Consider the following 18,510-nt stretch of genomic DNA (forward strand, 5'->3'; position numbering starts at 1 on the left):
CCCCGCCCCTCACAACGCGCCGCATACGCCCGCCCCAGATCACGGGCCAGCGGCCCCATCGACCAGCCGTCGGCCGCGATGTGGTGCACCACGAGGACGAGGAGGTGCTCGCCGGGGCCGGTCGCGGTCAACCACGCCCGTAACGGCGGCTCCGCCGCCAGGTCGAACTCGTGGGTGGCCGCCGTGTGCGGCAGCTGCTGCGGGGCGCTCTCCACCACGGTGAGCGGTTCGCCCACCTCGGTCATGTCGAGCACCCGCTGGAACGGCTCGCCCCCGGCCTGGCCGATCACCGTCCGCAGGCTCTCGTGCCGCTCGACCACGTCCCGCAGCGCCGCCGCGAGGGCGGCCACGTCCACGGCACCGGTCAGCCGGACCGTCAAGGGGATGTTGTACGTCGCCGAACGGCCCGACAACTCCCCGAGGAACCAGAGCCGTTGCTGGGCGAAGGACACCGGGAGCCGGTCGGGCCGGTGCCGGGGGGCGCGTACGGGCGGGCGCGGCCTGCCGCCGGTCCCGGGGAGTTCGCGGGCCAGCGCCTCCACCGTCTGCGCCGCGTACAGATCCGCCATGTCCAGGTCGATGCCGAGTTCGGCCCGCGCCCGGCTGACCAGACGGGTCGCGAGCAGCGAGTGACCGCCCAGGGCGAAGAAGTCGTCGTCGATCGTCACCTCGGGCAGGCCGAGGATCTCGGCGAACAGCGCGCACAGGGCGTGTTCGCGCCGGGAGCGGGGGGCGCGGCCGCCAGGGACCGCGGCTGCGGGGCCGGGGTGCGGCAGGGCCGCGCGGTCCAGCTTGCCGTTGGCGGTGAGCGGCAGCGTCCGCAGGGGCACGATCGCGGACGGCACCGCGTGGTCGGGGAGCACGGTCCGGGCGTGGCGGAGGATCGCCTCGGTGTCCACGGGCTCCGGGGCACCGTCGGGGGCCGGTTCCGGGCGACCGCCGCGTTCCGGGACGACGTACCCGATCAGGTGCTTGTCGCCGGAGCCGTCCTCCTTGACCGCCGCGACCGTGCGCGCCACGTCCGGGTGACCGAGCAGCGCGGCCTCGACCTCGCCCAGCTCGACGCGGAAGCCGCGCACCTTCGCCTGGTCGTCGACGCGTCCCACGAACTCCAGCTGCCCGTCGGGCAGTCGGCGGGCCAGGTCTCCGGTGCGGTACATGCGCTCGCCCCCGGCTCCGTACGCCGACGCGTACGGATCGGCCACGAAGAGCTCGGCGGTCGGGCCGGGGCGGTGGAGGTAGCCGCGCGCGAGGCCCGTGCCCGCCACGTACAGCTCCCCCACCACGCCGGGCGGCACCAGGGCGAGGCGGTGGTCGAGGACGTAGGTGCGCATGCCGTCCATCGGGCGGCCGATCGGCACCGTGTTCGGGACGCGGTCCGTGTCCCCGGTGAAGGTGCTGAGCGTGCTGAAGGCCGTCGTCTCGGTGGGGCCGTACGCCGCCGTGACCACGGTGTCCGGGCAGGCGCGCAGCACCGCGCGGACCCCGGCTGCGGAGACGACGTCACCGCCGGTCGTCACCTCGCGCAGCCCCCGGAAGACCTCCGGTTCCTCCTCCGCCCAGACGCGGAAGAGGCCGGCGGTCGCATGCAGCCGGGTCAGACCGTGCCGGGCGATGTGCTCGGCCACGGCCGCGCCGTTCAGGGGTCCCGGCGGCGCGATCACCACGCGGCCGCCGTGGGCGAGCGTGGCCCACACCTCGTAGGTCGACGCGTCGAAGGCGTGGTTGGCGTGGAAGAGCACGCTGTCCGGGGCGCCGTCGCGCAGCCACGGCCGGTGGGCCGCGAACGCCGCCACGGCCGCGTGCGGCGTCACGACGCCCTTCGGCCGGCCCGTCGAGCCCGACGTGTACATCACGTACAGGGTGCTGTCGGGGTGGACGGGGGCGGGCGGCGGTGTCCGGTGCGGGCCGCGCTCGTCGCGGTGGGCCGTCGCGTCGTGGTCGGCGGTGACGTCGAGGACCGGGACGGTGATGTCCGGCGGGAGTTCGGCGCTGCCGTCGGTGAGCAGGAGGGCGGCGCGCGTGTCGTCGAGGACGAGGCGGATGCGTGCCAGGGGTGTGCCGGGTGCGAGAGGGACGTAGCCGGCACCGGTCCTGAGGACCGCGAGGAGCGTCACGACGAGGTCGGCGGAGCGGTCCATGGCCACCGCGACCAGGCGTTCGGGGCCGGCGCCCCGGGCGCGCAGCAGCCGGGCGAGACGGCCGGAGAGGGTGTCGAGGTCGCGGTAGGTGAGTTCGGTGTCCCCGAAGACGAGCGCGGTCGCGTCCGGACGCTGCGCCACGCGCGCCGCGAACAGCCCCGTCACGGTGTCCGGCCGGGCGGCCGGGCCGTGGGTGCCGTGTCCCTCGGCCAGGAGGAGCGCGCGCTCGGCCGGGGCGAGGATGTCCAGGGCGGTGACCGGCCGCCGCGGGTCGTCGGCAGCGGCGGTCAGGAGGCGGACGAGACGGTCGGCGATGCGCCGGGCGGTGTCGGGGGTGTACAGGTCGGTGGCATGGCAGAGGATGCCGGTGATGCCGGCCGCCCGGCCGTCGGCGTCGTGCCGTTCGGTGAGGTCGAAGGAGAGGTCGAAGTGGGCGGCGGGAGAGCCGAGCGGCAACAACTCGGCGCGCAGGTCCGGAAGCCGGGGGACGATGTCGGTGAACTTATGGAAGGCGAGCATCACCTGGAACAGCGGGTGGCGGGACGGTGAGCGCGTCGGGTTCAGTGCCTCCACGAGCCGCTCGAACGGGATGTCCTGGTGTGCGAACGCAGCCAGGTCCGCGTCCCGTACACGCTCCACGAGGTCCGTGAACGTCGGATCGCCGCTCGTGTCGGCGCGCAGTACGAGGGTGTTGACGAAGCAGCCCACCAGATCGCTCAGGGCGTCGTCGGTGCGGCCCGCAGCCGGTGTGCCGAGGGTGATGTCGTCGCCCGCGCCGAGCCGGGACAGCAGGGCCACCAGCCCGGCACGCACCACCATGAACAGGCTCGCGCCCAGCTCGTGGGCGACACCGGTGAGGCGGCCGTGCAGCTCCGGGCCGAGCTCCAGCGGGACCGTGCCGCCGCGCCGGCTCGCGACCGGGGGCCGGGGCAGGTCGGTGGGCAGGGCCGGCTCCTCCGGCAGGCCCGCCAGCCGGTCCCGCCAGAAGGCCAGCTGGCGGGCGGCGAGACTGTGCGGGTCCCCCTCGTCGCCGAGCAGTTCGCGCTGCCACAGGGTGTAGTCCGCGTACTGCACCGGCAGCGCCTCCCACTCGGGGGCCCGCCCCTGGCGTCGTGCCGCGTAGGCCTGCCCGAGGTCGCGCAGCAGGATGCCCATCGACCAGCCGTCGGCCGCGACGTGGTGCACCACCAGGACGAGGAGGTGCTCGTCGGGTCCGGTCCCGCACAGCCACACCCGTAGCGGCGCCTGCGCCGTGAGATCGAACTCGTACGCGGCGCACTCGCCCAGGAGCACGGCGGGCGCGGTCCCGCCCCGGGCATCCGCGGCGGTCGGTGTCACGTCCGTCAGAAGCTCGCCCACGTCGTCGGCGTCGAGGACCAGCTGGCAGGGCTCGCCCTCGTGCCGCCCGATCACCGTCCGCAGGCTCTCGTGCCGCTCGGCCAGGTCCCGCAGCGCCGCCTCCAGGGCCGCCCGGTCCAGGACCCCGGTCAGGCGCAGGGCGAGCGGGATGTTGTAGGTGGCCGAGCGGCCCTCCAGCTGCCCGGTGAGCCACAGACTCCGCTGCGCGAACGATAGGGGGATCACTCGGGGTTCTCCTCTGTGCCGGGTGCGGTGTGCGACGCCCTGTGCGACGCCCTGGCCGGTCAGCGCATGCGGCGCAGGGCGGGACGCCGCGTGGCGGCCGCGGTGGGCGGTTTCAGCAGCGGCTCCAGGGATGCCACCGTCGGGTGCCGGAACAGGAGCGGAAGGTCGAGGTCCACGCCCAGGGCTGAGCGGACCCGGCCCGCCAGGCGCAGGCTCGTCAGGCTGTCGCCGCCGAGCGCGAAGAAGCTGTCGTCGACGGTGACCTCGGGCAGCCCGAGCACCTCGGCGAACAGGGCGCACAGGACGCGCTCACGCTCCGAGCGCGGCGCACGCCCGCCGGCCGCCCCGGCCGGCCCGGGAGCCGGGAGGGCCGCGCGGTCGAGCTTGCCGTTGACCGTCAGCGGCAGGGCGTCGAGGACGACGACCGCCGAGGGCACCAGCTGGCTCGGGAGGCGCTCGGCCGCCGCCGCGGTCACCTGCGCGGGGTCGACCTCGTCGCGGGCGACCCCGCCGGCCGGCACCACGTACGCGACGAGCCGCCGGTCGCCCGGGCGGTCCTCGCGTGCCACGACCGCCGCGTGCCCGACACGTTCCTGCTCGCCGAGGACCGCCTCGATCTCGCCCGGCTCGACGCGGAAGCCGCGCACCTTCACCTGGTCGTCGACACGCCCGGCGAACTCCAGCTGCCCGTCGGGCGTCCAGCGCGCCAGGTCGCCGGTGCGGTACATGCGCTCACCGGACAGCCCGTGCGCCGCCGCGAACGGGTCCGCCACGAAGCGCTCGGCGGTCGGGCCCGGGCGGTGGGCGTACCCGCGCGCGACGCCCGCGCCCGCCAGGTACAGCTCCCCCACCGTGCCGGGCGGCACGAGGCCGAGGGCTCCGTCCAGGACGTAGGCGCGCGTGCCGTCCAGCGGACGGCCGAGCGGCACCTCGTCCGGGACCCGGTCGCCCGGGGCGAACGCCCGGCAGGTGGCGAAGGTCGTCGTCTCGGTCGGCCCGTACCCGGCGACGACGGTGGTGCCGGGGCACGCGTCCAGCACCGCGCGCAGCGGCTCGGGCGGCACCCGCTCGCCGCCCGTCCACACCTCCCGGAGCCCCGCGAAACAGCCCGCCGCCTCCTCGGCGAGGACCCGCAGCAGGCCGGCCGTCAGGAACATCCCGGTCAGCCCGTGCCCGGCGACCAGTTCCTCGACGCGGGGCGCGGTCAGGGGACCGGGCGGTGCCACGACGATCCGGCCGCCGTTGAGGAGCGGCACCCACATCTCGTACGTGGACGCGTCGAAGGCGTGGGAGGAGTGCAGCAGGACCCGCTCGTGCGCGTCGCCGCTCAGCTTCGTGTCGGCCGCGAGGGCGATCACGTCCCGGTGCGTGACGGCGACGCCCTTGGGCACGCCCGTCGAGCCCGAGGTGTGGATCACGTACGCGAGGGCGTCCGGGTGGGCGGTCGTGGCGTGGCCGCCTGCGGTGGCCGGGCCGAGGACGCGCGGTGTCCGCGCGTCGGTGAGCAGGACGCTCGCGCCGGTGTCGGCCAGGACGAAGCGGCGTCGTTCCTCGGGCCAGAGGGTGTCGAGCGGCACGTAGGAGGCGCCGGTCCGCACCACGGCGAGGAGCGCCACCACGAGGTCGGCCGAGCGGTCCATCGCGACGGCCACCCGGCGCTCCGGGCCCGCGCCGCACGCGACGAGCCCGCGGGCCAGCTCCGCGGACCGCGCGTCCAGTTCGCGGTAGGTGAGGCGGGTGCCGCCCTCCTCGACGGCCACCCGGTCGGGGGTCCTCGCGGCCCGGGCGGCGAAGAGTCCGGGCAGCGTGGGGGCGGACCGCCGCCCGGGGCCGGCCGAGGGCGCGCCCCGGCCCCAGTCGGTGAGGACGCGCCCGCGTTCCTCCTCGGTCAGGACGTCCGTCCGGGCCACCAGGCGCCCCGGGTCCGTCGCCACCGCTCGGAGGATCCGGACCAGGCGGTCGAGGAAGCCGCGCGCCGTGGCGGCGTCGAAGAGGTCCGCGCGGTGCTCCAGGCGCAGCCTCAGCCGGTCGCCGGGGTGCGTGATCAAGGCCAGTGGGTAGTGCGTGCCTCCCCGGTCCCGTGTGCCCGTGATGCGCGGTCCGGGGACGGCAGGGGTCACGGGCGCGAGGCCGACCGGGTAGCTCTCGTGGACGACGACCGTGTCGAACAGCTCGCCGGTACCCGCGAGACGCTGGAGCTCGGCGAGTCCGACGTGCTGGTGGTCGATCAGCTGTGCCTGCCACCCCCGGAGCCGCGCGCAGACGGCGGCCAGGCTGTCGTCGGGTGCGGTCCGCACGCGCACGGGCACGGTGTTGATGAGCAGCCCCACCATGTCCGCGACACCGGGAAGTTCCGGCGGCCGCACCGCGACGACGCTGCCGAACACCACGTCGTCCCGCCCGGTCAGCTTGTGCAGGAGGACGCCCCAGGCGCCCTGGACCAGGGTGCTCAGGGTGGCCCCGTGCGCGGCGGCGCACGCGCGCAGGTCCCGGGAGAGCCGCTCGGACAGGTCTGCGGTGACGTGCGCGGGCGCCCGCGGCGGCGGGTCGGCGCGGGGCGGTTTCCGGTCCTGCCCGGGGCGGGTCGCCGTCGACAGGCGCGTGGGCCCCTCCAGTCCGGCGAGTGCCGCGGACCACGCGGCCCGGGCGGCGTCCTGGTCCCGTTCGGCGAGCCACACGAGGTACTCGCGGTAGGGGCGGGCCTTCGGCAGGTGCGCCGGGTCGCCGCGGTGCGCGTAGAGGGTGAGCAGTTCCCGTACGAGGACGGGCACCGACCAGCCGTCGAGGAGGATGTGGTGGTACGTGAGGGTGAACAGGTGCTCCTCGTCGGCGAGCTGGAGGAGGGTGAAGCGCAGCAGAGGCGGGCGGGTCAGGTCGAAGCCGCGGTCGCGCTCGTCGGCGAGCAGCCGGTCGGCCGCCGCCTCCCGTGCGCGCGGCGCGTCCGTGCCCCGCAGGTCCCGCTCCTGCCACGGGGCGTCCGCGTCGGCGGCGATGACCTGGACGGGCCGGTCGAGGTCCTGGTGCAGGAATCCCGCGCGCAGGTTCGGGTGCCGGCGCAGCAGGGCCCGGCAGGCGGCGCGCAGCAGGCCGTGATCCACGGTGCCGGCCAGGCGCAGGGTCAGCTGCACGCCGTAGCCGTCCACCGTGCCCGCGGGGCCCGCCGTGCCGTGCTGGGCGTGGTACAGCAGCCCTTCCTGCAGCGGTGTCAGCGGCAGGATGTCTTCGATGTCCGCGCTCACCGCGCTGTCCTCCAGGTGTGTTCGAGCCGCTCGATCTGCTCCTGGCTGAGGGAGACCAGGCCGAGGTCGGACGGGGACCGGCCGCCCGCGCCCGGCCGCTCGGCGTGGCGGACGAGGCCCCGCAGGACCTCCAGCCACGTCCGGGCGAGTCCGGCCACCTCCGCCTCGGCGAGCAGGCCGCCGGGCCAGGAGAGGGTGGCGCGCAGGCGTGGTCCCCTGCCGTGGACCTCGACCAGCGTCGTGATCTCCAGTACGTGGGACAGGGCCGGGCCCGGCGTGCCGTGCGGCGGTCCCTGCGGGGCGGCGACGGGCCGCCAGGGGGTGGGCGCGAGGGAGTCGGCGACGGCGAGTCTGCCCAGGTGGTTGAAGAGGATCTGCGGGCGGGCGAGCGCGGCGAGCGCGTCCGCCGTGTCGCTGTTCAGATGGCGCAGCAGGCCGTGGCCGACGCCGTTGTCGGGCACCGCCCGCAGCTGTTCCTTGACCCGTTTCAGCGCGGCACCCAGCGCGGGGCCCCCGGCCCGGATGCCGGCCCAGGTGTCGTCCCGGCCGGTGCCGTTCTCGGTGTCGTCGTCGAGGCCCGCGTCCAGGCGTACGGGGTGCAGGGCCGTGAACCAGCCCACCGTGCGGGACACGTCGGCGCCCGGCACGAGCGACGCGTCGCGGCCGTGCCCCTCCACGTCGATCAGCACGCTCCCGCCCCCGGTCCGGCCGCGGTCGCGGCGCCATGCGGCGAGGGCGACGGCGAGGCCGGTGAGCAGCACGGTGGGCACGTCGGTGCGGAAGGCGGCGGTCACCCGGTCCAGGAGCGGTTCCGTGTCCGCCGCCCGGAGGGTCACCGTGTGGGAACGGGCGGTCTCGACCAGGTCGGTCCGCGGGTCCAGCGGGCGGTCGCCCAGGGGCGGTTCGGGCTCCTTCAGGAGTGCGGTCCAGAAGGGCAGCTCCGCCAGCCGTTCCGGCGTCCGCGCCTGGGCCACGAGGGCGGCGGCCCAGCTCCGCAGGGAGGTCGGCACGGGCGCCAGTGCCGGGCGGCGCCCCTCGGCGACGGCCTCCCATGCGGCGGCGAGGTCGGCGAGCAGGATGCGCCACGACACCGCGTCGACCGCCAAGTGGTGTGCCGTGATGCTGAGCCGGCCGTGCCGCTCGCGGCCCGCGTCGAACCACACGGCCTGCAGCACGACCCCCTCGCGCGGCCTCAGGCGGTCCGCCGCGCCAGCGGCCTCCGCGGCGACGCGCCCGCGCAGCTCCGCGTCGTCCGCCCCGGCCACGTCGATCCTGCGCAGGCAGCGGGCCGCGTCGACGGTGCCCGCCTCGCGGATGTGCGGGAGCCACCGCGTGTCGTCGCCGTCCAGGCGCATCCGCAGGGCGTCATGGTGGTCGAGCAGGGCCCGCAGCACCGTGGTGAGGCCCGCCTCGTCGAGCCCCGGCGGGGTCCACACCAGCACCGACTGGTGGAAGCCGTCGGCCGTGCCACCGCGCTCGCGGAGCCAGTGCATGACGGGCGTCGGCGGCAGGTCGCCCGTCGCGGACCCCGGCCGGGGTCCGATGGGCGTGCTGTCGTCGGTCAGGTCGCGTACCGCGTCGGCGAGTTCCGCGACCGTCGAGCAGCGGAACACGTCACCGGGCGTGAGCCCGATGCCGGCCGCACGTGCCCGGCCGACCAGGTCGATCGAGAGGATGCTGTCGCCGCCGAGGTCGAAGAAACCGTCGTCGACGGTGACCGAGTCCACCGCGAGCACCTCGGCGAACAGCGCGCACAGCGTCCGCTCGCGGGCTGTGCGGGGGGTGCGGCCGCCGGGTGCGACGGTGAGTCCGGGCGCCGGCAGCGCCGCGCGGTCGAGCTTGCCGTTCGCCGTCACCGGCAGGGCGTCCAGGACGACGACGGCCGACGGCACCATGTAGTCGGGCAGCAGCTCCCGCACGGAGCGCCGCACGTCCACCGGGTCGCACACGTCGCGTGGGGCGCGCGGCACCACGTAGCCGATGAGCCGGGGCTCCCCGGGACCGTCCCCCCGGACCACCACCGCGGCCTGCGCCACGCCGGGGTGGCGGAGCAGGGCGGCCTCGACCTCGCCCGGCTCGATGCGGAAGCCGCGCACCTTCACCTGGTCGTCGGCGCGCCCGACGTACTCCAGCCGTCCGTCGGGCCGTCGGCGCGCCAGGTCGCCGGTGCGGTACATGCGCTCACCGGCCAGCCCGTGCGCCGCCGCGAACGGGTCCGCCACGAAGCGTTCCGCCGTCAGTCCGGGCCGCCGCACGTAGCCGCGTGCCAGCTGTACGCCCGCCACGTACAGTTCCCCCACCACGCCCGGCGGGACGAGACCGAGGCGGCCGTCCAGGACGTAGAGGCGGGTGTTGGTGACGGGCTCGCCGATCGGCACGGGCCCGGCGTTCGTGGCGTCGGCGGGGCGGCAGTCCCAGGCGGTGACGTCCACCGTGGTCTCGGTCGGCCCGTAGAGGTTGGTCAGCGGTGCGTCGGCGGTGGCGTGGAAGTCCGCCTCCAGCTCCCGGGACAGTGCCTCCCCGCTGCAGAACACCCGGCGCAGCGGCGAGGGTTCACCGGCGCGCGGCGCCCGCAGGTAGGCCTGGAGCATCGACGGCACGAAGTGGGCCACGGTCACGCCGCGCTCGCGGATCACGTCGGCCAGGTAGTCCGGGTCCTTGTGCCCCTCCGGTTCGGCGAGGACCAGCGTCGCGCCTTGCGTCAGGGGCCAGAAGAACTCCCAGACGGACACGTCGAAGCTCATGGGGGTCTTCTGCAGCACCCGGTCGCCGGGGGCGAGGGGATAGCGTTGCTGCATCCAGGACAGCCGGTTGGCGAGGCCGTCCCGCGTCACCACGACACCCTTCGGCCGCCCCGTGGACCCGGACGTGTAGATCACGTAGGCGGGGTGGCCTCCGGGTGGGACCGGCGCCGGGGCGGGGTCGCGGGGGCCGGCCGGTCCCCCGGGCCCGTCCGGGGCGGGTTCGTGCGGGCGGGGTTCGTCCAGTACGAGCAGCTCGCACCCCGTGTCCGGCAGTCCCGCCACGAGGGACTCGCGTGTCACGACGCGCACCGGGGCCGCGTCCTCGGCCATGAACGCGATGCGGTCCGGGGGAAGGTGCGGGTCCAGCGGCAGGAAGGCGGCGCCGGTCCGGAGGACCGCCAGGAGCGTGACGATCAGCTCGGTGGACCTCGGCAGCGCGATGCCGACGACGTGTTCGGGGCCCGCTCCGAGCCGGTCGAGGCGGGCGGTCAGACGGTCCACGCGGGCGGCCAGTTCGCGGTACGACAGCTCGGTGTCGCCGAAGACGAGCGCGGTGGCCTGCGGCGTGCGGGCCACGTGGGCGGCGAAGAGGTCCGGCACCGTGGCTCCGGGGAGCGGGCCGCCGGTGCCGTCCCAGTCGGCCAGCAGGACGGCGCGCTCGGCGGGTTCGAGGATGTCGATGCCACTGAGCGGAAGACCCGCGTCGGCGGTCACCGCGTCGAGGAGGCGCACCAGGCGCCGCGCGACGGCGGCCGCCGTGCGCTCGTCGAACAGGTCGCGGGCGTATTCGACGCTGCCGCTGATTCCGGCGGCAGCGCCCTTTGTCGTGAAGCGTTCGGCGAGCTCGAAGGAGAGGTCGAACTTGACGGCGGGCGCCGCGAGCGGCTCGCGCCGCACGCGCAGCCCGGTCAGTTCCGCCTCGGCGTCGGGCACGCTCTGGAAGGCGAGCATCACCTGGAACAGCGGGTGCCGCGCCAGCGATCGCGGGGGGTTGAGTGCCTCGACGAGCCGGTCGAAGGGCAGGTCCTGGTGGGCGAACGCCGACAGGTCCCGCTCCCGCACTCGGGTGAGGAGTTCGCGGAAGGTCGGGTCGCCCGAGGTGTCGGTGCGCAGCACGAGCGTGTTGACGAAGAAGCCCACCAGATCGTCGAGGGCGTCCTCCGCGCGCCCGGCCACGGGCGCCCCGAGGGGGATGTCCTCGCCCGCGCCGAGTCGGGTGAGGAGTGCGGCGACGGCGGCCTGCACGACCATGAACACGCTGGCCCCGGCGTCGCGGGCCAGCCGCCGGAGCCGGTCGTGCAGCCGCGCGCCGACGACCAGCGGCACGGAGCCGCCCCGGTGGGAGGCGGCCTGCGGGCGCGGCCGGTCGTAGGGCAGGGCCAGTTCCTGCGGGAGTCCCTCCAACGCCCGGCGCCAGTAAGCGAGTTGTTCACCGGCGAGACTGTCGGGGTCGTCCGGTGCACCCAGCAGGTCCCGTTGCCAGAGGGTGTAGTCCGAGTAGCTCACGGGCAGCGGCGGCAGGTCTGCGGGGCTCCCCGCGCGGCGGGCGGCGTACGCCGCGGACAGGTCCCGCAGCAGCGGTGGTACCGACCAGGCGTCGCCCGCGATGTGGTGAACGACCAGGAGCAGGACGTGCTCGTCGGGGGCGACGGCGAACAGCGTGGCGCGCAGGGGCGCCTGGCGGGTGAGGTCGAAGGCGCGTGCGGCCTGCGTGGCGAGCAGCCCCGGCAGTTCGTCGGGATCCGACTCGACCGTGGTGAGCGGCGGTCCGGCCTCCCGGCCGTCCAGGATCCGCTGGTGGGGCCGGCCGTCGGGCCCCTGGGGAAAGACGGTGCGCAGGGGCGCGTGCCGGTCCGCCACGTCGGCCAGCGCCCGGGCGAGGGCGGGCCGGTCGAGCGGCCCCGAGAGCCGCAGGGCCAGCGGCATGTTGTAGGTCGCGTTCGGGCCCTCCAGCCGCGCGATGAACCACAGGCGGCGCTGGGCGTGCGACAGCGGCAGCGGAGCGTGCGGTGGGGCGGGGAGCGCGGGCTCCAGCGGCGGCCGTACCCGCTTCGCCTGCGCCGGGTCCTGGGACAGCGCGGCGACCGTCGGCGTCTCGAACAGGGTCCGCATCTCGAGTTCCAGGCCGAGCCGCGAGCGCACCCGGCCCGCGAGGCGCGTGGCCGTCAGAGAGTGCCCGCCCAGGTCGAAGAAGCTGTCGTCGATGCCCACCCGCTCGACGCCGAGGACGTCGGCGAAGAGCTCGCACAGCACCGCCTCCAGCGGGGTGCGGGGCGCCCGCCCGGGCGTCGGTGCGCCGAAGTCGGGCACGGGCAGGGCGGCGCGGTCGAGCTTGCCGTTCGCCGTGATCGGCAGGGCGTCCAGGACGACGACGGCCGACGGCACCATGTAGCCCGGCAACCGCCGGGCCAGCGCCGCACGCAGCTCCCGGGGGTGCGGCGCCCCGCCGGAGCCGGCCGTGTCCGAGGGCACCACGTAGGCGACGAGCCGTTTGTCCACCGCGTCCCGTTGCCGTGCCGGGCCGGATCCCGCCGTCACCTGTGCGCCGGACTCCCGCACCACCGCGACCGCCTGGCCGACCTCGGGGTGGCGTCTGAGCGCCGATTCGACCTCACCGAGCTCGACGCGGAAGCCGCGCACCTTGACCTGGTCGTCGGCGCGCTCCAGGTATTCGAGCGTGCCGTCCGGGCGCCAACGGGTGATGTCCCCCGTCCGGTACATGCGCTCGCCCGGTCCGCCGAAGGGGTCGGCCACGAACCGTTCGGCGGTCGTGACGGGACGCCGCCAGTAGCCGCGGGCCAGGCCCGCGCCCGCCAGGTACAGCTCGCCCGGGACTCCGATGGGGACGGGGCGCAGCCGTGCGTCCAGGACGTGGGCGCGCGTGTGGTCCATAGGACGGCCGATCGGCACGGCGTCGGGCACCGGGTCGGTGGCGGTGAACGGGATGTGGGTGGCGAAGGCGGTGGTCTCCGTCGGCCCGTAGGTGGAGCGGACCACCAGGTCAGGACAGGCCCGCTGCAGGGCGCGGACGGCGTCCGCGGAGACGATGTCGCCGCCGGTGGAGATCTCCCGCAGCCCGGCGAAGATGTGCGGCGCCTCCTGGGCGAGGACCCGGAAGAGACCGGCGGTCGCGTGGAGGTTGGTGGCCCGGTGGGTAGCGATGAGCCGCCCGATGTGCGTGGCGGTGGGCGGCCCTGCCGGTGCCACGACCACGCGTCCGCCGCGCAGCAGCGGGACCCAGAGTTCGTACGTCGAGGCGTCGAAGGCGTGGTTGGCGTGGAAGACCACGCACTCGGCGACGGCGTCGCTCCAGCACCGGTCGAGCGCGAAGGCGGCCACGCCCGTGTGGGTGACCGCCACGCCCTTGGGGCGGCCGGTCGACCCGGAGGTGGACATCACGTACGCCAGAGCGTCCCCCGGCACGTCGACGCCGAGGTCGGCGGAGGTCCCGGCCCCCGCCCCGTCGTGCTCGCCCTTCTCTCCGCTCCCGCTGCCCGGACCCACCTCGATCACGGGCAGGCTCCCTGACACGTCCCCGTGTGCCGTCGCCGAGGCGTCGACGAGGAGCAGGCGCGCCGCCGTGTCGTCGAGGATCTGCCGGGACCGCTCCCGGGGATGGCCCTGGTCCAGCGGCACATAGCCCGCGCCGGCCTTCAGCGTCGCGAGGAGCGCCACCACGAGGTGCGCCGAGCGCTCCATGAGCACGCCCACGAGATCGCCGGGCCGCACGCCCCGCGCGACGAGGAGCCGGGCGAGCCGGTTCGCCCGTGCGTTCAGCTCGGCGTACGTGAGGGTCTGTTCGGCGTCGACGAGCGCTGTCTTCGCGGCGTGGGTCGCGGCCCGGCGCTCGAAGAGCCGCGCGAGGCTCTCCGTCGGCGGGGGCGCGTCCGGGCCGGGGTCGCGCCACGCGTGGAGCAGTCGGCGCTCCTCCCCGAAGAGCACCTCGACGTGGGCCACTGGCTCGTCGGGGGTGCGTGCGAGGGCGTCCAGGTATGCGGTGAAGCGGTCGCGGTGCCGGGCGAGTTCCGTCTCGTCGTACACGGCGGGGTTGGCTTCGAGTTCGACGAGGACGCCGCCGCTGCCGTCCTGCGCACCGACGGCGACGACCGACAGGTCCTTGACCGGTCCCGTCATGACCTGGTGGCGGGTGACACGCAGACCGGCGAAGTCCGGTTCCTCCGTGAAGGCGACGGTGTTGACGGACACCGCGTACAGGTCGTGCGAGTTGTCCAGCAGTCCCAGTTCCGCGCGGAGTTCCTCGCCCCGGTAGCGCTGGTGCCCGATCGCGTCGCTGACGCGTCCGCGGGTCTGGGCGACGAGCTGGGAGAACGTCGTGGTGGTGTCGAGGGTGAGGCGCAGCGGCAGCACGTTCACCGCCATCGACGGGGTGGCCGCGGCCGCCCGCCCCACGCGTGCCGCCAGCGGCAGTCCGAGGACCACCTCACGCGCGCCGGTGAGCCGGTGCAGATACGCGGCGGTCGCGGCGACGACGAGCAGCGACCAGCGGCCCGCGGCGCCCGGCACCGCGTCGAGGAGGCCGCTCACCCGCTCCGCGGGCAGCCGTACGGCGCTGCGCAGCACGGCTGCCGAGGGCGCGGCGGTGCGTCCGGAGAGGGTGACGGGGACGGGCCGCTCGCGGAACTCGCGCAGCCAGTGGGCTCGGTCGCGGGCGTGGCGCGAGGAGAGGCGGTACTCCTCGTCCTCGGCGAGGAGGCGGTCCAGTGGGGCGAAGGGACCGGCGCCGGGGTCGCGGCCCGCGGCCAGGTCGCTGTAGAGGTCCGCGAGGCGGCGCAGGTAGAGGTTCTGGCCGTAGCCGTCGAGGACGATGTGGTGGTAGCGCAGGTGCAGCCAGGCCCGGTCGTCGGCCAGCCTGAGCAGGGTGTGCGCGGCCGGCGGGCCGTGCCCGGGGTCCATGGGGGTGGCCAGGTCGGCGTCGGTCCAGGCACGGGCGGCAGCTTCCGCGCCGGTGGGCTCCGCGCGCAGGTCGACGACGGGCAGCGGGTCCTCGGGGACGTCCGCGACGAACAGGCGCAGTCCGTCCTCGTACGCGACGAACCGCGCCCGCAGGCTCTCCGCCTCCGTGAGCGCACGCCGCACGGCCGCACGCAGCGACGGGACGTCCAGGCGGCCTTCGAGGACGAGGCGGACACCGCAGGTGTACAGCGTGCTGCCGGGGTCCAGCTGGTGGGCCAGCCAGATGCCCTGGTGTGCGGCGCTCGCGGTCCGGTACGTGGTCGGGTCTGACACCCTGCCAGTCTCGGGGGGACCGGCATGCGCGCCCTATCGGCGCGTTATCGCTCAGTCCCGCTCCTCCGCCGGTCCGCGCGGAGCGGCCGCGGGCGCCGGCGCGGAAGAGCGCCCGCACGGCGACCCGCTGGCTCCTGCCTCTCGTCGTGCGCCGGACAGTGCCCCGGTGCAGCAGTCCCCCCAGGCACGGGGAAGCCCGGGCTCACGCACCCCGTCCGCTTCGTGTCGGCGCGAGCCGTGCGTACTGCCCGTGACGGTCCGCGGGCGAGGTCGTGCGGTTCGCCGCAGCCGACCGGTCCGCGCCTGGTGGTGTGCGGGGGATCGGCCGGCTTCGCGGCGGCGAGCACGTCCCGCTCCGGGAGGGCGGCGTCGGCGAGGAGCGTGGTGACGGCCGGGACACCGCTCCCGGCATGCACAGGGTGGTCCTCGCCGTGCCGTGGCACGCACCCGGGCCTCCGGACGTGGCCCGGGTGATGCCGTCGGCGGCCTTCTCCTACCGCCGCCCCGGGGCGCTGCTGCGGGGCAGGCTCCTGGTTCCGGTCGTGGACCCGGCCGAGGCCGGCGCAGCCGCGGGGCACGGGCCCGCAGGACATCCGGGCCGGTCCCGGCGAGGGAGTGCCGCGGACCGCGGATCTCGTCCGGGAGCACCGGCGGGGGCCGCGGGGCGAGGGTGTTCCCCACGCGCCGCAGTTCCTCCGGGGCGGGCCGGTCCGGCTGCCGCGCGACGGGGCGGCCGCGCCGCGATCCGGAGCTCCAGGCTCCCTCACCCGCGCCGGCCGCGGTGTCCGGGGGCTACGGAGCCACCGGTGCCGTCGTGTGCGTGTCGCTCGCCGTCACCCGATCAGTTCCTTGATCGTGGCGCCGGGATCCTCGGCCCGCATGAGCAGTTCTCCGACGAGGACCGCGTCCACCCCCGCCCGTTCCAGATCGCGCGCGTCCTGTGCACCGCGGACGCCGCTCTCGCCGACCATGACCCGCCGGCTGCCCACCCGCCCGCGCAGCCGGGCGGAGAGAGTCCGGTCGATCGAGAAGTCCCGCAGGTCCCGGTGGTTGACGCCGATGACAGCGGCGCCCGCCGCCAAAGCGGTGTCCACCTCGTCCTCGTCGTGCACCTCGACCAGCGCCTCCATGCCGTGCTTCCGGGTGCACGCGAGGAGTTCGGCCAGCCGCTCGGGAGTCAGCGCGGCGACGATGAGCAGCAGGGCATCCGCGCCGAGCGCCCGGGCCTCCACGATCTGGTACTCGTCGACGATGAAGTCCTTGCGCAGGACGGGGACCTCTGCTGCGTCCCGGGCGACCACGAGGTGGTCGGGGCTGCCTGCGAAGCCGTCCTCGTGCGTGAGGACCGACAGGGCGCAGGCGCCGCCGCCTTGGTAGGCGCGGGCCAGCTCGGCAGGACGGTAGTCGTCGGTGAGCGGCCCCTTGGAGGGGCTGCGGGGCTTCATCTCGGCGATGACGCCGAGGCCCCGCTGCCGCAGGGCGGCGGCGAAGTCCCGGGGCGGGGGCGCGGCCGCGGCGTCCACGACCAGCTCCGCCTCGGGGCGGGCCGCGCGCCGCCGTTCCGTCTGCCGCTCGGCGTCTGCGACGAGGGTCGCGAGGATGTCGCTCAAGCGGGCACCTCCAGTTTCGTCCGCTGCCAGGAGGCGCGGGTCCGGCGTCGGAGCGGATCGGCGGCGGCGCCGCTGTCGACCGCGGGGCCTGCGGGGCGCAGTCCGTCGGCCCCGGTGCCGGCCAGGGCGGCGACGCGCAGGGCCGCGGCCACCTGGAACAGGACGCCGGCCTCGTCGACGGCGCGGTCGCCGGTCAGGTCGCCGGGGCGGGACCGCGGCAGCCCGTGGCCGACGGGCGAGTGGCGCGCAATGCCGCCGCTGATCACATCGGCGGGGAACTCCCGGTGGAGCGGGATGACGTCGTCCGCCGTGCGTTCCTCGAGGGGATGGGTGGTCATGTCGCCTTCCCTGTCCTGGACGGCTCCCCCGCCGGCGAACGGCAGAAGAATCAAATACGGCCGTGAATCCACCGCTCCGCACTTTATCAATCAGCCTTATGGCCTCGCTATCGAGGGAGTATTCCTTGCACGGCCTCGGAATGTCTTGACGCGACGTCATGCGCGCTGCTACTTTCCGGTGGATCCATCGCAATTGCTCGCCCCGAGTTGCGGCCCGCGTCTCCACCATCTGCCAACGCATCAGCAACCGAGGGACACGGTGGACATGGCGCACGCCCAGCACTCACCCGAGACCGTCCGGACCTGGCTCATCACCTGCTTCGCCGGTCACGTCCGGCTCCCGGCACAGGAAATCGACCCGGTGCGGCCGTTCTCGGACTACGGTCTGAACTCCGTCGGTTCCGTGGGTCTGGCCGCCGATATCGAGGACCACTGCGGCGTCGTCGTCACCGCCGACGAAATGTGGGACCACCCGAGCGTCGACGCACTCGGTCTCCTCATCGCACGGAAACTGGCGGATACGCCGGCCGGCGCCCTGGACAGCGCGAACTGAGGAGGCGGGAAATCGGTCATGGATTTCAGCCTGTTGTACTTCGCGAACAGGAAAGCGGACGACGCTGCCGCCGAGTACGACCTGCTCTTCGACAGCGCGCGCTTCGCCGACCGGAACGGTTTCACCGCGGTTTGGCTGCCCGAGCGGCACTTCCACCCCTTCGGGGGCGCCTACCCCAATCCGGCGCTGGCCGCCGCCGCCCTCGCGGCACGGACCGAACGGGTGCGGCTGCGGGCGGGCAGTGTCGTCGCCCCGCTCCACGACCCGCTGACCGTCGTGGAGGACTGGGCGTTCGTCGACAACCTCTCCCGCGGACGTGTCGACCTGGCCCTGGCCACCGGCTGGAACGCGCACGACTTCGTGCTGGCCCCAGAGCGCTACGCCGCCCGTCGCGCCCACACGCTGGACAGCCTGGCCGAGGTGCGGGACCTGTGGGCGGGCAGGACCGTCGAGCGCACTGACGGCAAGGGACGGCAGGCGCGGGTCACGACCTATCCGCGGCCCGTCCAGCCGGACTTGGACCTGTGGCTGACCTGCTCGTCGCACCCCGCGGGATTCGAGCAGGCCGGCGCGCTGGGACTCAACGTGCTGACCGCTCTGCTCTTCCAGCGCGTGGAGGACCTGGTGCCGCGGATCCGCGCGTACCGCGCCGCGCGCGAGCGGGCCGGCCACGACCCGGACGCCGGCCGTGTGACGCTGATGGTGCACACCTTCGTCGGTGAATCCGACGACGCGGTGCGCGAAGTGGTGCGCGCCCCGTTCCTGGAGTACCTGGCGTCGTCCGTGGACCTTTGGCGGGACCGCTGGCCGGAGCTGGGGGTCCACAGCGGCCCCCGGCTCCTCGATCACGCCTTTGAGCGCTATTTCCGTACCTCGGCACTGCTCGGCTCGGTCGTGAAGTGCGTCCGCTTCGTGGCACGGCTGCGGGAGGCCGGTGTCGACGAGGTGGCCTCGCTCATCGACTTCGGCGCGCCGGCCCCGGCCACCCTGGACGCCCTGCACCGACTGGGCCGGGTGCGGCACGCCTTCGTCAGCTGAACGGGACCTGCCGGGC

The 18,510-nt window shown here is 75.2% G+C and carries 7 protein-coding genes; 2 read left to right on the forward strand and 5 right to left on the reverse strand.

Translation table 11 applies throughout. The features are described 5' to 3' along the window. The 5 genes from FHS37_RS35510 to FHS37_RS35530 form a co-directional block, all read right to left on the reverse strand. On the reverse strand, nucleotides 1–3,725 hold a 3,725-nt coding region (locus FHS37_RS35510; protein WP_184828944.1), incomplete at its 3' end, for a non-ribosomal peptide synthetase. Between the two features lie 59 nt (nucleotides 3,726–3,784). Continuing rightward, entirely contained in the window at nucleotides 3,785–6,964 is a 3,180-nt protein-coding gene (locus tag FHS37_RS35515) for a non-ribosomal peptide synthetase (protein WP_184828946.1), read from the reverse strand. After that, nucleotides 6,961–14,955: a non-ribosomal peptide synthetase gene (locus FHS37_RS35520; RefSeq protein WP_184828948.1), complete on the reverse strand. Its 7,995-nt coding sequence runs from the start codon at nucleotides 14,953–14,955 to the stop codon at nucleotides 6,961–6,963. The genes FHS37_RS35515 and FHS37_RS35520 overlap by 4 nt, the downstream gene beginning before the upstream one ends. A gap of 833 nt (nucleotides 14,956–15,788) precedes the next feature. Further along, complete coding sequence (trpC, locus tag FHS37_RS35525; RefSeq protein WP_184828950.1) at nucleotides 15,789–16,565, reverse strand: indole-3-glycerol phosphate synthase TrpC; 777 nt, start codon at nucleotides 16,563–16,565, stop codon at nucleotides 15,789–15,791. Then, a complete protein-coding gene (locus tag FHS37_RS35530) occupies nucleotides 16,562–16,903 on the reverse strand; it encodes a hypothetical protein (RefSeq protein WP_184828952.1) in 342 nt (113 codons plus the stop codon). Before FHS37_RS35530 ends, trpC begins: the two co-directional genes overlap by 4 nt. 265 nt (nucleotides 16,904–17,168) lie before the next feature. Between FHS37_RS35530 and FHS37_RS35535 the strand changes: the two genes are divergently transcribed. Continuing rightward, a complete protein-coding gene (locus tag FHS37_RS35535; protein WP_184828954.1) occupies nucleotides 17,169–17,456 on the forward strand; it encodes an acyl carrier protein in 288 nt (95 codons plus the stop codon). A gap of 18 nt (nucleotides 17,457–17,474) precedes the next feature. Further along, nucleotides 17,475–18,494, forward strand: coding sequence for a MupA/Atu3671 family FMN-dependent luciferase-like monooxygenase (locus FHS37_RS35540; RefSeq protein WP_184828956.1), 1,020 nt, complete (start codon nucleotides 17,475–17,477; stop codon nucleotides 18,492–18,494). Nucleotides 18,495–18,510 lie beyond the last annotated feature (16 nt).

The sequence above is a fragment of the Streptomyces griseomycini genome, assembly GCF_014203535.1.
Lineage (GTDB): Bacteria > Actinomycetota > Actinomycetes > Streptomycetales > Streptomycetaceae > Streptomyces > Streptomyces griseomycini.